A 23417-nucleotide genomic window follows, 5' to 3' on the forward strand; every position below is an offset into this window, starting at 1 on the left:
TTGGGGATTGGAGATTGGGGATTGGGGATTGGAGATTGGAGATTGGGGATTGGGGATTGGAGATTGGGGATTGGGGATTGGAGAATCCCCGATCCCCTACTCCGATGGTAAAGTGACGGTAGACAACCAAAAATCTTCTATACCTTTGACGATTTGGAATAGTTGACTGAGGTTGCGGGATTTGGTGATGTAGCAGTTCACATGTAAATCATAGCTATGAAAAATATCTTCCTCGTTGTGAGAAGTGGTCAGCACGACTACAGGAATGCGTTTCAGTCTGGGGTCGGTTTTAATCTCCGCCAGAACTTCTCTACCATCTTTTTTGGGTAGGTTCAAATCTAGGAGGATCAAGTCAGGACGGGGTGCATTTGCATACTCGCCCTCTTGGCGCAAATAAGCCATAGCATCCATACCATCCCTGACAGTAATTATCTGGTGCGGTATCATGCTATGTTTCAAAGCTTCTTGAATCAGACGGATGTCGGCTTTATTATCTTCGACCAAAAATATGGTTCTGTGCTTTTCGTCCGTTTCTGCGCTCACGATCGCGTCCTCCCACGGGAATAGTAAAGTAGAATGTTGCACCCTCACCAAGTTGTGATTCTACCCAGATTCGTCCCCGATGGCACTCGATAATTTTCTTACAGATGGCTAAACCCATACCTGTACCTGGGTACTCATCGCGTGTGTGCAAGCGTTGAAAGATGACGAAAATGCGATCGCTAAACTGTGGATCAAGACCGATACCATTATCCCGGACTGAAAATAACCATTCTTCGTCCAAGCGAGAAGCACCGATATGAATTTCTGGTGCTTTATCGCTGCGGAATTTGATCGCATTTCCAATCAAGTTTAGGAACAATTGCATCAACTGAGTACCATCAGCCATGACAGTTGGTAACTGATCATGGCTGATCACAGCGCCTGTTTCGCTGATGCGTTTCCGCAAATTGTTCAAAGCTTTTCCTAATGCTGCTTCTACATCCGTCAGTTCAAAGTCGATCGCTTGCATATCTACTTTCGAGTATGCTAGCACATCATCAATTAACGTCTGCATCAAGCTGACTCCCTCAACGGCAAAAGTAATAAATTCTTTTGCATCTTCGTCGAGTAATTGTTCATAGCGCATCTCTAGTAGTTGCACATAGTTTGCTACCTGGTTGAGAGGTTCTTGCAAGTCGTGGGAGGCGACATAGGCAAACTTTTTCAATTCTGCGTTAGAAAGTTCTAAATCATGGGCTAACTGTGCTAATTCATCTGCTTGGCGCAATACAATATTGACGATTGCTTTTCGCAATTCTAATGCAGCTTTCACTTCCACAGGTTGCCAGCGTAGAGAAGTTAAGCGAACTGTTTCTTTCCACAATTCAAAAGATTTACGTGGACACAAGCGCGTATTTCCGTCTGAAGTATTTACCTCAAATGCTCGATTTGGATCGCCACCCCAATTCACTGTTTGAATCACTTCTGGACGGAACCATAACACATAATTCTGTTTAGAAATGGGAATTGCTAATAATCCACTAGCAACATTTTTAAAGTTTTGGGCATCTGGATAAAGACGTGGCAAAGAATCAGTATAGAAGACTTCTTCTTCAACATTATTCTTGAGCCATTGGACTAAGAAATTCAATTCTTCTTCTTTAGGAGTTTCACCAATTAAAGTGTAATTACCACCAAAACAGATCGCTGCACCTTGAGCATTAGCTAAATCTAGTATATTTGGTTGATGTTTAACTAATCCATCAATAAAGTTTTCTTCTTGGGACATATATTCAACCAGTGCTGATTGAATATATGTCAGTCGCATCCGATAGTCATAATCTTCAGTTTCTTCTCGATCTGCAAGTTCGGAAAAAATCACTCTTCCCAAGAATTCGCAGGCTTTTCGCATTTCATAAGAGACATATTTAGGCGTCTGATGGTGACAAGCAATTAATCCCCAGAGTTGTCCTTCTTTAATCAAAGAAATCGTCAAAGAAGCACCAACACCCATATTATGTAAATATTCAATATGGCATGAATAAGGACTTCTTAGAATCGAGTTTGTGAAATCTGGGCGACGCTGGCTAATTGGATTAATATCAGGAAAAATTGCTACAGGTTCAGCATGAGTGTCTGGAATTATCCTAATCCAGTTAGAAGCAAATAATTTTCTTGCTGGTCTAGGAATATCTGACTCTGGATAGTGTAAACCCAGATAAGATTCCATATTTGCTAATTTTTCTTCAGCAATCACAGAGCCATGCCCATCATCATCAAATTTATATAACATGACTCGGTCAAATCCTGTGACTTTTCGCACTTCTTGTACCAGAATTTGACAGAAATCATGGAGATTTCCCGTTTCTTCTAATTTATTAATAGATGCTCTGGCTAAATGATAGAAACTTAAAAATGGAATATTTTCTTGAGACAAGGCTATTTCCAATTCCAAAATCAAAAATCCGTCTGCATTACGGTGAAAAATACCATCAAATACTACATACTCATCACCCTTAACTCTTGCCCAAATTTTTGTGGGATTGATCATATCTAGACTTTCTTGTAAAAGTCCAGCTTTGATTTTCTCTATTTGGAAAGGATCAAGCAAATCTTCTAATTTTTTTTGCAGCATATTTTCAGGAGTAATCCCAAAAACCTCATAGGTATTACTGCTGACTTGCAAAATATTTAACTCTGGTTCTTCTAGAACTAAAAGCACTCCGTGGGGTTGAATTTGACTAATCGTATGAATTGATGGTTCTTTTAAACTTGTCAAGTTTAAACTTTGCAATTCAAATTCCATTACCATCACGATTCTCCTGTTTTCTTGCAGTTATTAGAGACGCGATTATACTCTTACCTTGAAGCTGCTCTTACGAGCGTCTACGCGTCTGTACAGTTATCAGTTATCAGTTCACTGATTTGATTTCCTAACCCTAGCTTTTGGACTCTTGACTCTACGAGGGGATTTAATAAATTAATTTTTGTAACTTATCTTTTAATCGCAGTATAGTGAGAGCCGGATATACAGTATGACAATCTTCCTAAATTTATTAAGACAGAAGCTTTTGCTTTAACGATAGACTTTTGAATCCCTTGGTTACTTTCAAGAATACTTCCCAATCAACATTGCGTTCTCAGTCTAGCAAGCTAAACAAAAGTCATCGGCTAAAAAATATTAAAAGTAGTTTATTATTACCCCTATACAATGTGTATCTTGATTAAGATTTAGGAAATTTAATGTATATGATTGATTATTTGTTACTTGTCAAAGCATTAACGCAAATGCACATGTAATAACCATCTGTGTTAGTTATTTGCATAACTTGGGATTTTGCAATCAAATTCCTATTAAACGTGCGATCGCTTAATTTTAAACAACCTAAATCCAAGAATGGAACCACATCCGCAATTTATAAGCTTGAGGTGAGAGGGGTAAAGCTAAATAAAGCGGTAGCCAGAATACAAAAGCTGTCAAAATTGTAAACGTAATCGTAACGCCAACAGCACGGAGTAACTTAGAATAACTGCGAAGACATTGATCTACTAACCAAGCGATCGCCATAAAAGCGAACACAACAGCTGTCATATAATGATAGATAAAAAGACAGCGATTTACTCTTACCCAAGGTAGTAGATTGGCGGCATAATTTAAAATCAAATATAAAGCAATCCAAGTGTCAACTCTAAAGCTTGGTGCGATCGCAAAACGCTTTTTCTTAACCAAAAAATTTATCGCTTGCCACCCCAACATTACAACTAACAATAACAGAGCAATGACACCAAACCACCATAAAAATGGATTTCCCATTGCATGAACATCATAGATGACTTTGCCAGTACCGCTGGGTAAAGATGGTCCAACTACAGGAAGAGATTCTTTAAGACTTGTTGCTGTTTCATATAAATACGCCATTGGTCGAGTCAGCAAAGGCCATTTATACCATCCAGCACAGTAAGGGTGAACTGTGGGAGTATTACCTCCTAAACGCTCATGAAACAGCAAAATTTGTTTATGAACTTCAAGAAAATTATATTTTATATTTATTAATAAATGAGGAATCCAAATCAGACTGTAGATTAATGCTGGGATAATTCCTAAATAAAAGAAAAAGCTCACAAAATTTAGCTGCGTCAGGTTTTGTAATGGTGATTTTTCTTTTTCATCTTCCCATAAATTACGACTTTCTCTAGAAATATTTACCTGACTTATTGCTATAAATTTCCATCCCCAAGCGAAAATCCAAATTAGATAAGCACCCAACAAAAACCACAAACCGTTCCATTTTGTAGCAGCAGAAGCACCAAAAGCAACGCCAGTCAGTATGAGATAAAGTCTACGCTGTTGTCTGTGATTTGCCAAAGCTAATAAGAACAATAATTGTCCTAATAATCCAAAGACAACTATATATATATTGATCAAAGCATAGCGAGACTCGACGATAAATATACCGTCACAAGCAGTGAATAAACCTGCTAGTAAAGCAAAACTACGACGGGAACTTAATTGATAGGCAATTCCTGTAATAATCAAGGGAATAAATGAGCCAAACAGAGCATTAAGCCAACGATAACTCCAAGCTGGGCGCAATTTACCTGTTAAGCCATTTACCTGATCATGCCAAAAAGGAATGCGATCGCCAATCCACATTCCCAACGCAATTATCAGTTTACCAAGCGGTGGATGACCATCAAAAAATGGAGTCTGGGTGAGATAGTTACTGCCAAATTTAGCATAGTAAACCTCATCAAATACTAAGGTATTAAATCTCGCTAATCCCCAAAATCGTAGGAAAAGTGATAGAAAAAATATACCTACAATGCCTATCCAAAACCATTTTTTAGTCATTGGTCAATAGTCAATAGTCATTGGTCAATAGTCATTGGTAGAGACGCGATAAATCGCGTCTGTACAATAGTCATTGGTCAATAGTCATTGGTAGAGACGCGATAAATCGCGTCTGTACAATAGTCATTTGTCATTGGTCATTGAGTATTGGTGTTTATTCTCCCCCTTGTCCTCTTTGTCCCCGCTCCCCGCTCCCCGATCCCCGCTCCCCGATCCCCGATCCCCTATCCCCTTCTCTCCACTTTCGCCACTTCTAGCATGGTTTTTAAAACAGAATCAGGATTTAGACTAATTGAATCAATTCCTTGTTCCACTAAAAATTGAGCAAATTCTGGGTAATCACTGGGTGCTTGTCCACAAATACCAATTTTGCGATTATGTTTTTTCGCCGCTGCGATCGCCATTTTTACCATTTGCTTTACCCCCTGACTGCGTTCGTCAAACAACCCTGCTACTAAAGCTGAATCTCTGTCTATGCCTAGTGTTAGCTGAGTTAAGTCATTAGAACCAATGGAAAAACCATCAAATACTTCAGCAAACTCCTCAGCCATTATGACATTATTAGGCAATTCGCACATCACATAAACTTGCAAACCATTCTCACCCTGATGTAGACCATTTTTTGCCATTTCAGCCAATACTAACCGCCCTTCATCAGGAGTCCGACAAAAAGGAATCATGGGAATAATGTTAACTAAACCCATTTCTTCGCGGACTCGCTTCATAGCCTGACACTCTAAAGCAAAACCTTCGCGATATCCTTGATCATAATAACGTGCAGCGCCGCGCCAACCCAGCATGGGGTTTTCTTCTTTGGGTTCAAATTGTCTCCCACCTAGTAAATTTGCATACTCATTACTTTTAAAGTCTGACATTCTCACAATTACTGGTTTAGGATAAAATGCGGCTGCAATTCTGCCAATTCCTTGCGCTAATTTATCAACAAAATACTGGGTTTTTTCATCGTAAAGAGCAGTGATTTCTGCTATTTTGTCTTTAACAAATTGATCTTCTAATTGCTCATATTTAATTAATGCCATGGGATGGGTTTGAATGTGATTGGCGATAATAAATTCAGTCCGCGCCAAACCAACCCCATCGTTAGGAATTGCAGATAAACTAAAAGCTTCCTGGGGATTACCTACATTCATGAAAATTTGGGTGCGAGTACGAGGTAAATCTTCCAAAGCAACTTCTTGCACATCAAAAGGTAGTAATCCTGGGTAAACTTTTCCTTCTTCTCCTTCAGCACAAGAAACAGTTATTTTCTGACCACTTTTTAATACTTCCGTCGCATTTCCACATCCCACAATAGCAGGTACACCAAGTTCTCTAGCAATAATTGCAGCGTGACAGGTGCGCCCCCCAGAATTAGTAATAATCGCACTAGCGCGCTTCATAATTGGTTCCCAGTCGGGGTCAGTTCTATCTGTTACCAAAACTTCTCCAGGTTGAAATTGGTCAATTTTGCTAACTTCAGAAATTACTCGTGCTTTCCCTTGACTAATTGCAGAACCGACAGCACGTCCTGTTAATAAGGGATCGGGGATCGGTGATCGGGGATCGGGGAAAGACAAAAGAGAAATTCTTTCTTGTCCCTCCTGTCCCCCCTGTCTCCCTTGTCCCTCTTGTCCCTCTTGTCCCCCGTGTCCCATTGCGAGTCTATAAGTCCGCAACACATTTTGGCTTTTCTGAGATTGGACGGTTTCTGGACGCGCTTGGACGACAAATAATTGATTAGTAATACCATCTTTTGCCCACTCAATGTCCATCGGGGTGTAGACACCGTGAACTTGAGAATAATGCTCTTCAATTAAACAAGCCCAATGTCCTAGTTGTAAAATTTCATCATCTGTAAGAGCAAATTTATTTTTGTCTGGACTAGAAACTAGGATATTTTTAGTAAATTTAGAACCATCGTCATAAACCATTTTTAATTCTTTACTGCCCAATTTTTTATCAATTATTGAGCGAAATCCGGCTTTTAATGTCGGTTTAAAAACATAATATTCATCAGGATTCACAGCACCCTGAACAACATTTTCTCCTAAACCATAGGCAGCTGTAATCAGTGCTGCATCTTTGAAACCTGTTTCAGTTTCTATGGAGAACATGACTCCAGCAGATGCTAAGTCAGAACGTACCATTTTCTGCACACCGACGGCGAGGGCGATGTTAAAGTGATCAAAGCCTTTAATATGACGATAAGAAATAGCGCGATCAGTGAATAAAGAAGCAAAACATTTATGACAAGCTGCTAAAACTCCCGCAGTTGTAGTCACGTTGAGGTAGGTTTCTTGTTGTCCTGCAAAACTTGCATCGGGTAAATCTTCAGCGGTAGCGCTAGAACGAACTGCTACATCCGTATCTAAATAATACTGTTCACATAAAGTTTGATATGCACGGGCGATCGCATGGCGCAATTCTGGTGGAAATGGTGTATGTATCAGTAGCGATCGCGCTTTTTTACCTCGTTTGCGTAAATTGTTAACATTATCAACATCCAAGTCAGTAAACAATTCCCGCAGCTGTGCTTCTAATCCAGCAGACTCAATGAAGTAACGATAAGCATAAGCAGTAGTAGCAAACCCCATTGGTACATTTACACCTTTGGGTATTAATTGTTGAATCATCTCACCCAAAGATGCATTTTTGCCACCCACTAGTGGTATATCATCAATACCAACTTCATTGAACCAGAGAATGAGCGATCGCTCTTTGGAAGTTGGTTGAGCAGTCTCTTTTATAACTCTAGTCATAAGTATTTACTCCTAATAATTTTTTGATTGCCCAATTATGATGAGTAATTGAGTTTAATGATCTGCAATAGCTAGTCTTTAGATATTTTATATTTCGTAATTTACTTCATCTTTTCTTGGGGATCACTATCTCCAAAGTTATATAGGATTTCTATCAATACTATTCGGATAAGACAATTGATTGACGTTTAAATCTTGTAGAGGTGTTGCAGTGCAACGTCTGTTAAGAGTTAAGAGTCTTCACAAGTAAGTTCAGTTCATATTCTCTCATAGCTGTATTCAGGCAGCACAATAATCAATTTCAAAATTTGGAATACTCCCGAAACTTTTGCAACGAATAATTGTAAAATTAGCAATTACAAATAAATTGGTTACATATTGTAACCACTTAATACCAAAAAATAGCTAATTTACTTAATTTGTGATAATTCTTTAATTTGTTGGTGATTATTGGTTGGTAGTTGTTGATCGTAACAAACAACTACCGGCTAAAAACTAACAAAAACTCAGAATGCGTTAATTAATTATGAATCCTCAAGAGATTAATATTAAATTTCCCCAAGGACGTACAGCATTTATTATTATTCACGGTGTCGGTGAACAAATACCTTATGAAACAGTAGATTATTTTGCCCAAAATTTAGTTAAACACTTTGAAGGGCAAAATTTACAAATCATGTTAGAACACTTAATTGCTAAACGAAAACTACCGAATGGTAGCCGTTGGATAGAAAGCTTTGTGCGTCTTAGTCCTAGTGAATTTCCAGCAGATGATTTTATAGATATTCACGAATATTATTGGGCAGCTGATACAGAAAATAAAATTAGTATATCAGAAGTATTGCAATGGGCGGAGCGGACACTAGAAGGGACAATTGCATTTTATAGCCGCAAGGAAAATAAATCTAAATTAGATGATATTTTGCAAGAAAAAAATTGGAATGGTTTTTTTAAATATCGCTTACGCGGACTAACTATATTTTTACGCTTATTTAGAATAATATATCCTTGGTTACGACTTATTGTTTGTGCATTTCTATTGTTATTAAGTCCATTTCTTCAAGGTAAGTTTCTACAACCAGCTTGGAATTTAAGCAAAAAACTGATCACTCCTTTGTTAGTAAACATGGTAGGTGATGTTTCTATATATACCACTACTACTGTCAAATCCCCTTACCATAAAATTCGTGAACAAATACTAGCGGAATCATTAACCCTGCTCAAAGCCATCCTCAAAGATAAATCAGCAAATTACAACCAAGTAATTATAGCTGGACATTCTCTCGGTAGCTGTATTGCTTACGACACCTTGAATCTTTTATGCATAGAAGCAAGTCTATCTCAAGATCAGGGCAAAAGTTTACTGATTGACAAAATTACAGGGCTAATAACTTTTGGGTCTCCATTAGATAAGATTGCTTTTTTCTTCAGAGAAATGGCAGAACAGCATCAGTATATTAGACAGAGAATATTAGAACACTTAAATTCTTTTCGTGTAAAACCTTTATATATTCGGTTAACTCCATACTTGACCAAAAACCCAGTAGAATGCCAACTAGAAAAAATTCGCTGGGTAAATTATTATCATCTACAAGATCCAATTAGTGGTCACTTAGATTATTACAACAGTTTGGATAATATACGAATGGAATATGAAACTTCTTGGGGGGAAAAGGCCCATTTAGGTTACTGGACAGATCCGAATTTCTATAAGGATATTGCCCAACGCTTTCTTTCAAAAAAATAAGTAGCCCTGACTGAGGTGCATACACCAAGGTGAATAAACAGATGACTCTTCTTACACCCCTACTCCCCTACGTCCCTTTTTAAGTCAGTAGACTGCATAGCTCAGTATATCCCATAACGGACATAACACATGTAAAATGGTTTTTCAATTTGATGCAAAAATATCTGATCAAATCCTAACTAACCACCAACACAGAAAATGAAGACTATAGATGAAATATCAAGGTACTTAATACATCAAGCTTGAACCAGCCAAAATCTCAATTCTGAAATGGTATAACCGATGAAAAGACTTTGCTGCCCATAAGATGTCTATATAATATATAGTTCTTGGTGGTTCCTAAGAAAATTAAGAACAGGTTATTAAATTAGAAATTCAATCATTACTACTTAGTAAGTCTTGGTTATTTAAGCATAACAATTGCAAACTAATGACTTCAGTCATTGGTAAACTACCCAATCACACCAGACAACGGAGGAAAAATCATGGGTAAGTACGACAAATTTTTTGAGTCGGAAGAGGTGTTGGAAGAATCACTCAATCCAAATGAAGCGATCGCAGCAGTCGCAGTTGTGACTGCAATTGCTGACTCTTCCATAGAAGATGTAGACGCAGAACTATTGACGGATATTCTCTGGGGATTTGAAATTTTTGATGAATATTCCGATGATGAATTATTAGAAATGATTGATAAACTTGTAGCCCTAGCTGAAGATGAAGGAGTCGGAACACTTTTCAACACTGCTTATGAATCATTGGATGATGAATTAATCCCAGATGCTTTTGCTGCGGGGGTGAGTATGCTGGTAGATGAAGAAGATCTGCGTATTCCCAGGGGAAAAGCAACTCTACTTAAGAAGCTACAACAATCTTTGGAACTAGAAGATGACGAAGCAAAGGAAATTGTAGACGAAGTAATTACCGCTTTTGAAGAAGCAGAAGATGAAGACTTCCTAGATTCAGAAGATGAAGACTTACTAGAATCAATTTCTAGCCAGCCAATATATGAGTCACCTGTGGGAAATTTTACAGTCCCTGTTCCATTAAGCCTGCAACAGGGCGCGATGATTGATAGTCAAGAAGGAATAGTGACTTTTTCTGATGACGTTGGTTCCTTGTTCAGAATTGATTATAGTTCCCTCCCTCCTCAACAAATGGATGACATAGAATCTGTGGGACAGGAGGAATATTTAAGGTCTATTCTTTTAAATAAGTATGTACCTAGTGCGATCGCATCTAATTTACCAGATGCTTCCGTGGATTACACTGAATATCTGCCAGATATATTAGAAGGTGCTTACTTTGCATTAGTAAATATGCCCGAAGGATCAACAGTTCCTAAAACAGGGAACAACGGTACTGCTGTCAAATGTGACGCCTATCGAGGACTGCTAGCATTTATTGATGGAGACTTTTTGTATATAGTTAGTAGCCAGCGCAGCTTTTGTGATGGTGAAACTCCAGCTGGTGTAAAACAAGAAGCCCAAAATTTGAAGCAGAGTATTATCAGCTTCGTCGATACGATTGAGTTTAGTTAGCGCTTGAGGCGGGAGAACTCATACATTTGCATTCAGAAGGTGTTTTTTTGGGAAAATCGCCTTCTTTTTTTCACCACAAAAACCCTTCACCCTTAGATTTGTTTGCAATAAACTCAGATTATGCCGATTGAGCAAACAAAACAGGAGAGCGATCATGGAAGTAAAAGCAGCAGTGGCTTACGAACCAGGCAAACCTTTGACTATTGAAACTGTACAATTAGAAGGCCCCAAACCTGGGGAAGTCATGGTAGAAATCAAAGCCAGTGGAGTTTGCCATACAGATGCTTACACTCTTTCTGGTAAAGATCCAGAAGGATTATTCCCGGCAATTTTAGGACACGAAGGTGCTGGTGTTGTTGTCGAAGTGGGAGAAGGCGTCACTAGTGTCAAACCAGGGGATCATGTTATACCCCTCTATACTCCCGAATGTCGTCAGTGTGAATATTGTCTCAGCTTTAAAACCAATCTCTGCCAAGCCATCCGTGCTACCCAAGGAAGGGGTGTTATGCCTGATGGTACAAGTCGCTTTTCGATTGATGGTGAGAAAATTCTCCACTACATGGGTACGTCTACCTTTGCTAATTATACAGTACTACCAGAAATTGCCGTTGCGAAAATTCGCCCAGATGCACCTTTTGATAAAGTTTGTTACATTGGCTGCGGCGTCACAACAGGTATTGGCGCAGTCATCAATACAGCAAAAGTAGAACCAGGAGCGAATGTAGTAGTTTTCGGTTTGGGCGGTATTGGTTTAAATGTCGTCCAAGCAGCGCGGATGGTGGGAGCAAATATGATTGTCGGGGTAGATATTAACCCAAATAGACGCGCCCTAGCAGAAAAATTTGGGATGACGCATTTTGTTAACCCCAAGGAAATTGCAGGTGATTTAGTCCCTTATTTAGTTGATTTAACTAAAGGTGGTGCTGACTACAGTTTTGAATGTATTGGTAATGTCAAAGTCATGCGCCAAGCTTTAGAATGTTGCCACAAAGGTTGGGGTGTAAGTGTAATTATTGGTGTGGCGGGTGCAGGTGAAGAAATTAGCACCCGTCCGTTTCAACTTGTAACTGGACGTGTTTGGAAAGGGACTGCTTTCGGTGGCGCTAGGGGACGTACAGATGTACCGAAAATAGTCGATTGGTACATGGAAGGTAAAATTAACATTGATGATTTGATTACCCATGTCATGCCAGTTGAAGAGATTAACAATGCTTTTGATTTAATGCACAAGGGTGAATCGATTCGTTCTGTGGTGACATTTAATTAAGGAACATGGCTAAAATCAAGGTGCAGTGACGTGTCTATGTTGAAATAGTGCAATAGAAAAAAGTTCGTAGTAGGCGCTTTAGCGCTGAAAAAATTAAAAATCTAATGCATCATTTTAGCCTAGCCACGCCACTACATCCAGTTGATGATTTGATTTTTTGGAAGTCCCTAATTAGGTGGCGATCGCACGTCAGCCCATTCCATCACAACACCAATGACTTTTTTTGAGAGCATCCCAAATGTTTAAAAAACCCGCCTGCGATTGAAATCGCAGTCTCATAGTTCAAGTCTGCTCAAGCAGACTGTTTGGTTTTATGAAGTCGTCTTTAGACGACTTGTGCTATTAGCTAAAGGTTTAAACCCAAGCGCGGTAATCAAGCGAGCAGAGTGTAGCGACGGATATCTATGTCACTCGCAACCAAGTCTTTGAGTTTAGCTACTGCTGTCTGAATATGTGCTGAACCAAGATGAGCATCTAAGGCTTCATCAGAAGTCCATTCTTCCACAAAAGTAAATTCTGTAGGATCAGACTGGTTTTGCAGCAACTCATACTTGATACAACCATTCTCCTGTCGAGTAGGCTCAATTAATTCTAAAAAAACTGCTTTGAGTTCTTCAACTTTTTCTGGATGAGCGCTGATACGGGCCACTACACGAATTGATTTAGTCATTGGTCAAGGGTCAAACAATTTTGGATTTTAGATTACTCTACGAGAAGCCGCTTACGCGTCTATGGATTTGAGATTGCGGTATTGATTCCCAGGATTTACGCGCTTTTTTGTACCTTGATCAGAATTATCGATCAAAGGTCAATTGTCAAGGGTTTTGTGTATATACACTGTATGTTTTACACAATTCTCAAACAAAGCACTACTGTATAAGATAACTGTGCCAAACAGTTTCAGCATCTTTACGACTCTGTTCTGGAAGCAGTAAGCGCCATGTTTTACCCTCTTTTTGCAGTTGTAAATACACTTCAAACGGTTTGTTTGATTGTGTTAATTTTCGTTTTGGTAACAAAAAAGTAAGGTTGTAAGTACCACGAACTTGGTAAGTGATGAGATTTTCGATTGTCAGAGGTTTTTCTTGGGTAATTGACAGGTGCTTGATCTGAAATCCCTGAAAATTAAGATCCAGCTGTTGGTTGAGTTGCTGTTGGGTTTTTTGTAACTGAAGTGCGATCGCTTTTTCCACTAACTGACTAGGTGGTGCAAGTACACTGGTAGTACATGAAGTCAGTACTAATAGTAAAATAAGAATGATTGTTAGTCGCATTTTTCGCCGTATAAGTCCTAAAAAACAAATTTTTAGGGCAAAATCAGGAATTTATACTACTCTGCCTGTAGCATATACCAGACTTGAAGCTGGTCAGAAGTTAAACAGCCTATTTTGGCAATTTTCTTTTTCTAATGAGTTTGTATGGTTTTATTTTTGACTTTTCAAGATGTGTTCAAAGCTCCTTTAATTTATCAGTTTTTTTATTTATGTAAACAAAATTATTTTAGAGCTAGCAAGTAACTTTATCTTAGATGTCAGGATTAGATTGTGCAGAAAAAATCTAAACTTTTTCTAAAATTTCACACATTAATTGCTTGTTTGAAAAGCACTATAGTTAATCCTACTATCATACGGTAATTACTTACTTTATCACTGTAAAGCAATGATAAATTTTTGATAAAACCTATGATGATTTATTAGACAAATACACTGAATAATACTTAAAATACAACAGAACTAAGTATAATGAAAAAATAAATACCGATGTCAAAATAAGTATGAAGCACAAAAACCCCTTCTGGTTTACCTTCTGGCAACTTTGACGAAAAATAATGATGTATACTCACATTTTGTGAAAAGCAAATAATTGGAATCATGAGCACAATTGTTAAACAAATACGAAATCACATTTTAAAAAATGTGTATCAAATTTCATTCTTGCAAAACCAAGCTGAACGGAATTACCAAGCTGCACTTAAACAACACTTACCAAATTTACCTGTACTTTCAATAGCTGATTTAAATTTAGTTGAATCTATCAAGCGTGAAGGAGTAGTGGTAACTTCACTAGAAGCCCTATCTATTCCGCACACAGATAAAATGTTTTTGGCTGCACAAAAATTAATGCCAAAAATACCAAAGAATCTTTCTGGAGGAGACAATGAATATGTTGTTCATGCTACTTCTGAACAGATGATGCAGTATCCAGAAATATTTATGTGGGGCTTGCAAAAACGTTTACTCAATATAGTTGAGAATTATATTGGTCTACCTGTAGCCTATCATGGAGCATATTTTCGCAGAGATCTTGCCAATTCTGTTGAGCGGAAATCTCGGCTATGGCATATAGATGTAGAAGACAGAAAAATTCTCAAGGTCATTGTATATTTAAATGATGTAGATGAGAATTCTGGTCCTTTTCAATATATTCCACTATCTTTAACTTCGACTGTAGCTCATTCTTTGAAGTATAAACACGGTTATATTCAAGAAAAAAATTTGCAGCAAGCTTTATCACAATCCCTATGGAAATCATGTACTGGAAAAGCTGGAACAGTTGTTTTTGCTACTACTTCGCAAGTTTTTCATCGAGGTAAAGTTCCTGTAGACCAAGATAGATTCACAATTTTCTTTGATTACACAAGTAGACAACCTCAATATCCCTTTTACTGTAAATCATCCCTTTCCGGTGAAGACTTGCTATCGCTAGCAGCCAAATTTTCCGAACAGCAAAGACAGTGTGTTTTTTGGCGTCCAAGTGTGTAAAAATAAATTTTTAGCCATCACGAACTGCGTAGGCTCCTCCACACAACAATAGAGTTTAGAGAATTGGGGGTAGTAAATTAGAAAGGTAAAAGTATATAAATTATTTTTTGGATTTTGAATTTTTACTTCTCTTTCTAATTAAACATCTTGAAAATATGCAGGATAACGCACAGTACCAGTAATGTTTGTCAACGCAGCAGGTTTCAACTCCAGTACCATAAACACTTCATCAGGAAAAAATAAGGACGATCGCAAACCAAATTTACCTGCTGTTTGAAAGCCAAAGCGTTGATAATAACCCGGTTCTCCAACAACTATAACCACAGAATAATCAAATTCACGACATTTTGATAAACCTACTTCCACTAGCTTGCTACCAATACCTTGACGCTGATGTGATGGTTTTACAGCTAGTGGTGCTAGCGCTAGTGATGGAATACTTTGGTTAGGTGTTTCGATGATAATCTGACTAAAAAGAATGTGTCCTAAGACTTCTGCATTTTCGACTGCAACTAATGACAGTTCAGGGATAAAATTCTCAGATTTACGAATAATATCTACAAGTTCAGCTACCTTGACTTGACTAAAAGCTTCTGTAATTAATTGGCGAATTGCGAAAATTTCTCTATTACTTTCCGGGATAATATTAAACATTAATACCTCAATAATAAGGTAAGTCATTGGTCATTGGTCATTGGTAGAGACGCGATAAATCGCGTCTGTACAATGGTCATTGGTCATTGGTCATTAATTATTTGTTGTTGGTAGGGATTGCAATATTATTTATGTTTTGTAAATTGGGTTCTGTTTATCTTTACCAAGTTACTTAATTAAGCTGATTTCAATGGAATAATACCTTGATCAAAAATGCGGTTAGCTGTATCTATTCCACTAATTTCTATTCGATCTGAAAATACTTCATAAGCTGCAAAACTCAACTTTTCGGCAGAATATTCAGTCCATTCATTTTTACCGACAGGACGAGTACCTGCACCACCTCCACAAATTAAATAAGTTGTACCATTGATGGCGCGGGTACGCTCATAATGGTGTTCATGTCCATTGATATAAAGTTGCACGCCATATTTTTGAAACAAAGGAGTAAAAGTTTGAATAAAATCAGGATTACTACCATAAACACCTGATGCATAAATGGGATGATGACCAAAAACGATTTTCCAGGTAGCATTACTTTGGCTTAACTTTTGTTCCAGCCAATTTAGCTGGTTAATCCAGTCAGCATTACTATTAGTATCTAGGGCAAAAAATTGCACCTGGTTTCGACGAAATGTATAGTAACGTCCTTGCATATTAAAGCCTGCATATTTAACTTGCAAGTCTCCGTTGGCGGTGCGAATATCATGGTTTCCTAAAGCAGCTTGGAATTTTACACCCTTTTTTAGTAATGGAGCATAGGGACGTTCAAAGACTGCATTAATTTTCTCCATTTCACCGTTGGTATAAATGTTATCTCCTGCCAAGATAGCTAAATTATAATAATTTTTATTGTGATAATTAGTCATCGCTTTAGCGACAGCATACTGACCTTTTGCACCTGTACCCGTATCTGCGACAGAAACAAAGCGCAATAATAAATCTTTATTGGTAGATGGAATAGCAGCTATAGCCCGTGAGATTTGATGCTCACTATTTTGACTAAAAATCTGACGGTTAAGACTAGCTAAGAACCCTGTACCAATCGCACTTAGTCCACCTAAAAATAAAAATTGACGACGTTTGAGTTTCATATTTGACAAAAATCATTAATTAGGTCAGTTTAGCGCCAGCATTGAAATGATACATTAAGGCTGGGGAGGTTGCAGCCAGAATATTAAGTCTTTGATTAGCTGCTTTGAGTGAAAGTTCCATGTCACAGGACAATCAGAATTCACAGTCATCTTCTTCGCAGCAACCAGAAGAAAATACACCTCGTCAGAGAAATAACCAAACAGGACAGTCTTTTTGGAAGACTAAAACTATCCAAATTCTCAAAGGTGCGATCGCACTTTTAGAAACGACAGTAGATAAACTCGAAACAGAGTCCCCTCCAGGTGATGTATCTCCCAACTGGTGGAGTAGTCTGTTAGCCAAAATCCGCTCTTTTTTACCAGCAAATTTATCAGCAAATTTATCAGATACAGCTTTGACAGGAGCGATCGCCATTTTTGCTGTCATCTTAATTTGGACTACTTCCAGCCTTTTCACAAGTAAATCCACCGAAATTGCAACGACTCCCCCTACTCCTACTACTTCCCCAACTCCCCTCACTTCCCCAACTCCAGAACCATCCCCGCTTGAAGAACCAATCGTAACAGAAACACCCCCACCTGTAGAGGAAGAACCCACACCAATATCAGAGGAAGTCACTCCACAACCAGAACCAGAAACACAACCCGAACCAGAACCCGAACCCGAACCAGAAATAACACCAACCCCAACGGTAGTATTAACACCAGAACAAATTCTGATTGCAACGATTGAAAATCAAGTAGCAGAAGTGAGCGATCGCTTTGCCTCTGGACTTGTAAAATCTATTCAAGCTAACTTTCTCACCAGCAGTTTGGATATCAAAATTAGCGATGATTGGTACACCCTTAGCGAATCCGAACAAGATAAACTTGCAGCTGAAATTCTCCAACGTTCTCAAGAACTCGACTTTACCCATCTCGAAATTAAAGATTCACAAAATAGATTAGTAGCGCGTAACCCAGTTGTCGGTACTGAAATGGTAATTTTTAGAAGAGAAGTTTAATATTTGTCATTGGTCATTGGTCTAGAGACGCGATGAATCGCGTCTGTACAATAGTCATTGGTCATTTGTGATTGGGAGAAATTTCTCCCTTGTCCCCAATCCCCGATCCCCGATCCCCGATCCCCGATCCCCAATCCCCGATCCCCAATTTTAATATCCTCTCGGCGCTCCTTCACCACGGGGGTCTGTGGCTGCTTCTAAACTTCCGTCAGATGTAACTGCGATCGCGTTAATATTTCCCCAGGGTTGAGTTTGTTTAATTTTGTGTCCTCGACGTTGTAATTCTGCCAAGGTGAGAGCATCTAAACCAAAAGGTTCGATTCGTAATTCATCAGGAAGCCATTGATGATGAATGCGGGGAACAGAGACAGCTTCACCTACATTCATGTTGTACTCTAATACATTCAGGATGACTTGCAGCACTTGGGTGATGATTGTTCCGCCACCAGGCGCGCCCACTGCTAGGCGCAGGCGACCATTTTCTGTGACAATGGTGGGAGTCATACTGGATAAAGGTGTTTTGCGTGGTGCGATCGCATTAGCTTCATTACCTCTTAAACCAAAAGCATTGGGTACTCCTGGCGCAGCAGCAAAATCATCCATTTCATTGTTGAGGACAATTCCCGTCCCGTCAGCAACGACACCAGCACCAAATCCCAAGTTAACAGTAAAAGTCAGACTAACGGCGTTGCGTTGTGCATCAACAACGGTAAGATGGCTTGTTTCTGAAGACTCGTAACGAGGTTTATAGAATATTTCTTGGGTGTTGCCAGTAGTCAGAGAATTATTAATAGAGGGGATGAGTCTCTGCTTTTGCTTGCGAAGAACAGGTTGAGGGGTCAGATTCTGTTCTAATATTTTCATCGTCGCAGGCTCAATTTCTTTTGCTGGTCTAGCCCTATTCATCATAATTTCAGATCGCCGCAGTTGAGCATAGCCAGGACTAATCAATTGTTGTACAGGTACTTTGATAAAATCAGGATCGCCTAGCAATTTTGAGCGATCAGCGTAAGCAATTTTCATCGCTTCCACCATCAGGTGGATTGCATCGGGATGATGCCAACCTAAAGATTTTAAATCGGTAGAACCGATAATATTTAACATTTCTAATAAATGTACACCTCCAGAAGAAGGAGGCGGCATTGAACAAACTCGTGCTTGACGAAAATTACCACAAACAGGATGACGCCAGATAGGTTTGTAAGCTTTCAAGTCTTCCAGAGTTACCAAACCACCATTTTTTGCCATGTCAGCAGCAATAGCACGGGCAATATTTCCAGTGTAAAAACTCCGTGGATTCTGGGAGATTGCTGTTAAAGTTTTTGCTAAGTCACGCTGTACCAGTTTTTCTCCAGGTTGATAAAATTCCCCATTGCGAGTAAAAATTGCTCGTGCGGCTGGATTATTGAGAATTGCTTGCTTGCGAATTTTGTTGGCTGCGAGGGAACGCCATGTCACTTCAGGACTCAGGATAAACCCATCTTTAGCAAGAGCGATCGCTCTTTTAACAACTTCTGCCCAAGGTAACTTACCATAACGTTGATGCACTTCGTACAGTCCAGCTACAGTCCCCGGTGTGGCTACTGCTAAGTGACCGTTTATACTCAAATTTGGACGCACTTTACCTTGGGCATCCAAATACATATTTCTCGTTGCTTTCAGGGGTGCGCGTTCACGAAAATCTAAAGCTTTAATTTCTCCTGTTTTAGCATCACGAAACAGCAAAAAACCACCACCACCAATTCCCGCCGAAAACGGTTCCACTACAGAAATAGCAAAAGTCGTCGCGACAGCTGCATCAACTGCATTACCACCTTGGCGTAACATTTGCAAACCTGCGTCACTCGCCAAGGAATTTGCAGATACTACCATAGCTTTTTTGGTACGTAGAGGTAAGCTAACGGTAGCAGTTACCTGTTTGTGGTTGTAAAACAGTAATGCAGAAAAACACAGATGAAAAACAAATACTGAAACCTGCGTGTAACGACGGAAATTAGGCATCTTAATAATAAACCACAGAGGCGCAGAGAACACAGAGCATAGAAACAAATATAAGCCGATACATTAACAATGTAAGCCGATACATTAACAATGTAAGCCGATACATTAACAATGTAAGCCGATACATTAACAATGTAAGCCAATACATTAACAATGTAAGCCAATACATTAACAATGTAAGTCGATACATTAACAATGTAAAAGGTTGCATTTATGTAGCACAACAATTCCGGGTTTCTCAATTTTGACGTTGCTGAATCAAGCAGATGAATTTACAATTCACGATTGTGTAGACGTATAATTAATACGTCTGTGTTGATTGAAAAATTTTTCATCATGGACAAAGTATTTAAACAAACATCTTCAGTACTGCTACGTGGGGGACGACCCGACGATGCAGTTCCCTGTGGCACGATTCTGTATCAAGGGTTCCGTACCATTGCAGAACAGCACGGCTTCCTACCCGACTTACCTTCTGCGGAGTGTGGGGCGGAAATGTTGACGGAAATTTTAGCGAACCCGGCGGTTTATTCAGTTGTGGCCGAGACTCAGGACGGGCGGATCATCGGCAGCAACTTTTTATGGGAAAGTAATACTATCGCCGGCATCGGTCCCATTACGGTAGACCCCGCCGCGCAAAATAGGTCCGTTGGTCGCCGCCTGATGGAAAATGTTTTACAGCGGGTACAGGAAAAACGGTTTCCTGGGGTGCGACTAGTTCAAGCTGCGTATCACAGCCGCTCGCTTTCCCTATATACAAAACTCGGCTTTGATGCACGTGAGCCACTGGCGAATATTCAAGGACAGCCCCTCGGCTTGACGATACCCGGTCGCACCGTTCGTTCGGTGACTGAAGCAGACCTGAGTGCGTGTAATCAACTGTGCGATCGCATTCATGGTCATGACCGAGCGGGCGAACTAAAAGCAGCAGTCGGTCGGGGTACAGCAATGCTTGTCGAGTATGATGGGCGTGTATCAGGCTACACTACCGAAATAGGCTTCTTCGGTCACGCTGTTGGCGAGAACAATGAAGACTTAAAGGCACTGATTGGGGCGGCTCCAGAGTTCACTGGATCGGGCTTTTATGTTCCGATGCGTAACGGCGACCTGTTCCGTTGGTGTTTGAACCATGGTCTGCGTGTCACCCAGACCGCAACGTTGATGAGTCTCGGTCTGTATAACGAACCGACAGGGGTTTTTCTACCCTCTGTCCTGTATTAATGGCGGAGTGTGGGGAGTAATGTAGAGACGCGATGAATCGCGTCTGGAAGTGTGGGGAGAATAACCGATGCCCAATGCCCAATTTTTAATAATGACTACCTGATTTGCGATGTGCAATAGCGGTGACACCTGTTGGTTCCAGCACTTCGCCTTTGTCTACAGTGGCATAGATTAACCAGCGATCGCCACATTCAGTTCGTTGTTGTACGGTACATTCTAAATACGCTAGGGCGTCGTTAAGAATTAAACAACCGTTGTTAGCTGTTGTGGTTGTTAACTGAGCAAAGGGATTGTCACCGGGAGTATTGTGATAGGAAAAGTAGCGTCTGAGGTTACGTCCTTCTTTAAGAATATTCAAGACAAATTGATCACCAGGATGAATCATCGCATCGGCATTTTGATCTTGTGCGATCGCAATCATCAAGCCAGGAGGATTAAAAGTAGCTTGGGATACCCAAGACGTGAGGATTCCACTATGACTATCACCGCGCCTGGTACTAAAAATACACAGGGAACCAATAATCCGTCCAACAGCTTGTTCTGTCCTGTCTACCTGTGCTTCCGTTAATGCTTGGCGGGAAGTGCGGAGTTTCTTTTTCTTTTTCAAGACTTGAGCAAATTCCGCTCCTGCATCCTGGCATTGTTGCATAATAAACTCAGTAGGGCTGAAGCGAACGCGGATAGTTTCAAACCCCAAGCGATAATTGGCATCTAAGAGTTTACTTTCAATCAGATCAATTGCTTCCCCACTCCAACCATAAGAACCAAACACACCTGCTAATTTGGTTTTCGCCGCCGCCGAGAGGATAATCCCCAAAGCAGTTTGAATTTGAGTCGGTGCATGGCCGCCTAAAGTGGGAGAACCGATAATAAAACCATCACAAGCTTCAATTGCACGAGTAATTTCACTAGGTTCTGTAAATTCGCAGTTAATCGATTCCACTGCAATTCCAGTTTGAATCAACCCTTGAGCGATCGCCTGTGCTAAAGTTGCCGTGCTACCATAAGCAGAAGCATAAAGCAACGCCACTCGCAATTCTTGAGTTTTTTGTTCCTGACACCACTGGCGATAATCGTAAGTAAAACGACTGAGACTGTAACGCACAATCGGGCCATGGCCAGGGGCGTAATATTTAGCTTTGAAAGGTGCTAATTTATCTAAAGCTGCTTCTACTTGTTTGGCTTGGGTAGCGTGGAGACATTCAAAATAGTAACGGCGATCGCCATCTAGTTGCTTCCAATCTTCATCAAACAAGACATCATTACAGATATGTACCCCAAATAACTTATCAGTGTAAAGAATACGGGTAGCAACATCATAAGTACACATCCCATCAGCCCATCGGGGAGTCGGTACTGTTACAAATTGCAGTTGATGTCCCTCACCTAAATCCAGAGTATCTTCAGAACGAACAAGCTGTATTTTTGACTCCCAATCAGCACAAGTATTTTTCAGAACATTAGCACCTGGTTTAGAACAAATTATCTTGGCTTGGGGTGCATTTTCAATCAAAACTTTGAGAGTCGCCATCCGATTAGGATTGACATGATTAAGAATGATGTAATCTAAGCGAGTTAAATCTTGGTGTTTTTGTAACTCTTCCAAAAAAATCTGAGTAAAAGACTCACCCGGAGGATCAATTAAAGCAGTGTGAGCAGCTTGAATCAAATAACAATTAGCAGTTGTACCCTTTTGGCGAGCGTATTCAACCTCAAACTTGAGACGTTCCCAAGTACGCGATCGCAAAACCAAAGTTTGAGTACCAATTTCAGCAACTTGCACATCACGAGGGTGACTGATTGTTGGGGTTACAGTTGAGAAAGACATATTATTGGTGGAGAAAGGGAACAGAGAACAGGACAAGAATCTGTGTTATTAATTTTGTCTGAGTAGCTAATGGTTGGTAAATTTGGACTAATTCAAAAATCAGAATGACTATTCATTTCTTGAGCGAGACGCTTTTTGTAACGCTTCGAGACTTCTTGCTCAGGATCAATACCTTCAAAAGTTGGAGGTAGCCAAACTCTTAGAACCATCAATGCACCTAACACCAGTAAAAAAGCACAAGCAGCCAAAACTTGCATAAACGTAGTTTCCAGTACACCTCTAACAATCATTTCTCGGAGTACAGAAACAATCGAAACTTCTACAGCAACTCCAATCGAAACCCGTTGCTCTTGCAAATAAATAATCAACAGACGAAATAATTCTACTAAAATCAGCAATGACAGAATATCTGCCGTCACAGTGTGGGAATGAATCGGGGGAATCAGAGAAAGGAACATAGTCCAGATTTGCAGCACCATAAAGCTAAATAGCCCGATGCACAAAGAAATCACAATTAAATCCTGAATTAATTCCAATGCTTGCACAATCCGTCCCAAATTCAACCAACTTTCTCGCTTTACAGGTTTGACAGGCAAATCTTTCAGCAATTGCATCATCATAATGACTCCGATAAAGTGTGAGAGTTTTGCTTGTGAGGGGACAAGGGGAGACAAGGGGAGACACGGGAGACAAGGGGGACACGGGAGA

The 23417-nt window shown here is 39.7% G+C and carries 17 protein-coding genes; 6 read left to right on the forward strand and 11 right to left on the reverse strand.

Going from position 1 to position 23417, the window contains the following annotated elements; translation table 11 throughout:
- Positions 1–96 precede the first annotated feature (96 nt).
- From B4U84_RS11895 to ppsA, 4 genes are all read right to left on the reverse strand, one after another.
- Positions 97–543, reverse strand: coding sequence for a response regulator (locus B4U84_RS11895; RefSeq protein ID WP_131118048.1), 447 nt, complete (start codon positions 541–543; stop codon positions 97–99).
- Positions 491–2794: a sensor histidine kinase gene (locus tag B4U84_RS11900; protein ID WP_131118052.1), complete on the reverse strand. Its 2304-nt coding sequence runs from the start codon at positions 2792–2794 to the stop codon at positions 491–493. Before B4U84_RS11900 ends, B4U84_RS11895 begins: the two co-directional genes overlap by 53 nt.
- Before the next feature lie 573 nt (positions 2795–3367).
- A complete protein-coding gene (locus B4U84_RS11905) occupies positions 3368–4834 on the reverse strand; it encodes a dolichyl-phosphate-mannose--protein mannosyltransferase (protein ID WP_131118055.1) in 1467 nt (488 codons plus the stop codon).
- Positions 4835–5058: 224 nt separating this feature from the next.
- The gene (gene ppsA, locus B4U84_RS11910; RefSeq protein ID WP_131118058.1) at positions 5059–7593 is read right to left on the reverse strand and encodes a phosphoenolpyruvate synthase; all 2535 of its coding nucleotides are present in this window, start codon (positions 7591–7593) and stop codon (positions 5059–5061) included.
- Between the two features lie 526 nt (positions 7594–8119).
- On the opposite strand from ppsA, the gene B4U84_RS11915 reads away from it, so the two are divergent.
- The 3 genes from B4U84_RS11915 (at position 8120) to B4U84_RS11925 (ending at position 12145) form a co-directional block, all read left to right on the forward strand.
- A complete protein-coding gene (locus tag B4U84_RS11915; RefSeq protein WP_017313112.1) occupies positions 8120–9340 on the forward strand; it encodes a hypothetical protein in 1221 nt (406 codons plus the stop codon).
- Between the two features lie 485 nt (positions 9341–9825).
- A complete protein-coding gene (locus B4U84_RS11920) occupies positions 9826–10878 on the forward strand; it encodes a tellurite resistance TerB family protein (protein ID WP_017313111.1) in 1053 nt (350 codons plus the stop codon).
- Positions 10879–11032: 154 nt separating this feature from the next.
- On the forward strand, positions 11033–12145 hold the full coding sequence (locus tag B4U84_RS11925; protein WP_131118061.1) for an S-(hydroxymethyl)glutathione dehydrogenase/class III alcohol dehydrogenase: 1113 nt from the start codon (positions 11033–11035) through the stop codon (positions 12143–12145).
- A 373-nt stretch (positions 12146–12518) separates the two neighbouring features.
- On the opposite strand, the gene B4U84_RS11930 is transcribed toward B4U84_RS11925, so the two are convergent.
- Positions 12519–12815: a putative quinol monooxygenase gene (locus B4U84_RS11930; RefSeq protein ID WP_017313109.1), complete on the reverse strand. Its 297-nt coding sequence runs from the start codon at positions 12813–12815 to the stop codon at positions 12519–12521.
- A 199-nt stretch (positions 12816–13014) separates the two neighbouring features.
- Positions 13015–13419 carry a hypothetical protein gene (locus B4U84_RS11935; protein ID WP_017313108.1) on the reverse strand — a complete coding sequence of 135 codons (405 nt, stop codon included), beginning with the start codon at positions 13417–13419 and terminating at the stop codon, positions 13015–13017.
- A 597-nt stretch (positions 13420–14016) separates the two neighbouring features.
- On the opposite strand from B4U84_RS11935, the gene B4U84_RS11940 reads away from it, so the two are divergent.
- Positions 14017–14907, forward strand: a complete 891-nt coding sequence (locus tag B4U84_RS11940) for a phytanoyl-CoA dioxygenase family protein (RefSeq protein ID WP_017313107.1) — start codon at positions 14017–14019, stop codon at positions 14905–14907.
- A 138-nt stretch (positions 14908–15045) separates the two neighbouring features.
- On the opposite strand, the gene B4U84_RS11945 is transcribed toward B4U84_RS11940, so the two are convergent.
- Both B4U84_RS11945 and B4U84_RS11950 read right to left on the reverse strand, forming a co-directional pair.
- Positions 15046–15588 carry a GNAT family N-acetyltransferase gene (locus tag B4U84_RS11945; RefSeq protein WP_242677610.1) on the reverse strand — a complete coding sequence of 181 codons (543 nt, stop codon included), beginning with the start codon at positions 15586–15588 and terminating at the stop codon, positions 15046–15048.
- 149 nt (positions 15589–15737) lie between these two features.
- The gene (locus B4U84_RS11950; RefSeq protein WP_017313105.1) at positions 15738–16655 is read right to left on the reverse strand and encodes a metallophosphoesterase family protein; all 918 of its coding nucleotides are present in this window, start codon (positions 16653–16655) and stop codon (positions 15738–15740) included.
- 119 nt (positions 16656–16774) lie between these two features.
- Here B4U84_RS11950 and B4U84_RS11955 point away from each other — a divergent pair, with 119 nt between their 5' ends.
- Positions 16775–17659, forward strand: a complete 885-nt coding sequence (locus tag B4U84_RS11955; protein ID WP_017313103.1) for a hypothetical protein — start codon at positions 16775–16777, stop codon at positions 17657–17659.
- 150 nt (positions 17660–17809) lie between these two features.
- On the opposite strand, the gene ggt is transcribed toward B4U84_RS11955, so the two are convergent.
- Positions 17810–19660, reverse strand: coding sequence for a gamma-glutamyltransferase (gene ggt, locus B4U84_RS11960; protein WP_131118064.1), 1851 nt, complete (start codon positions 19658–19660; stop codon positions 17810–17812).
- Positions 19661–19972: 312 nt separating this feature from the next.
- Between ggt and B4U84_RS11965 the strand changes: the two genes are divergently transcribed.
- Positions 19973–20881, forward strand: a complete 909-nt coding sequence (locus B4U84_RS11965) for a GNAT family N-acetyltransferase (protein ID WP_242677611.1) — start codon at positions 19973–19975, stop codon at positions 20879–20881.
- 85 nt (positions 20882–20966) lie between these two features.
- On the opposite strand, the gene B4U84_RS11970 is transcribed toward B4U84_RS11965, so the two are convergent.
- The gene (locus tag B4U84_RS11970) at positions 20967–22709 is read right to left on the reverse strand and encodes a diflavin flavoprotein (RefSeq protein ID WP_131118067.1); all 1743 of its coding nucleotides are present in this window, start codon (positions 22707–22709) and stop codon (positions 20967–20969) included.
- 92 nt (positions 22710–22801) lie between these two features.
- Positions 22802–23323 carry a phosphate-starvation-inducible PsiE family protein gene (locus tag B4U84_RS11975; protein ID WP_026082134.1) on the reverse strand — a complete coding sequence of 174 codons (522 nt, stop codon included), beginning with the start codon at positions 23321–23323 and terminating at the stop codon, positions 22802–22804.
- Positions 23324–23417: the final 94 nt, after the last annotated feature.

The organism is Westiellopsis prolifica IICB1, from assembly GCF_004323185.1.
In the GTDB taxonomy this organism is placed as follows: domain Bacteria; phylum Cyanobacteriota; class Cyanobacteriia; order Cyanobacteriales; family Nostocaceae; genus Pelatocladus; species Pelatocladus prolificus_A.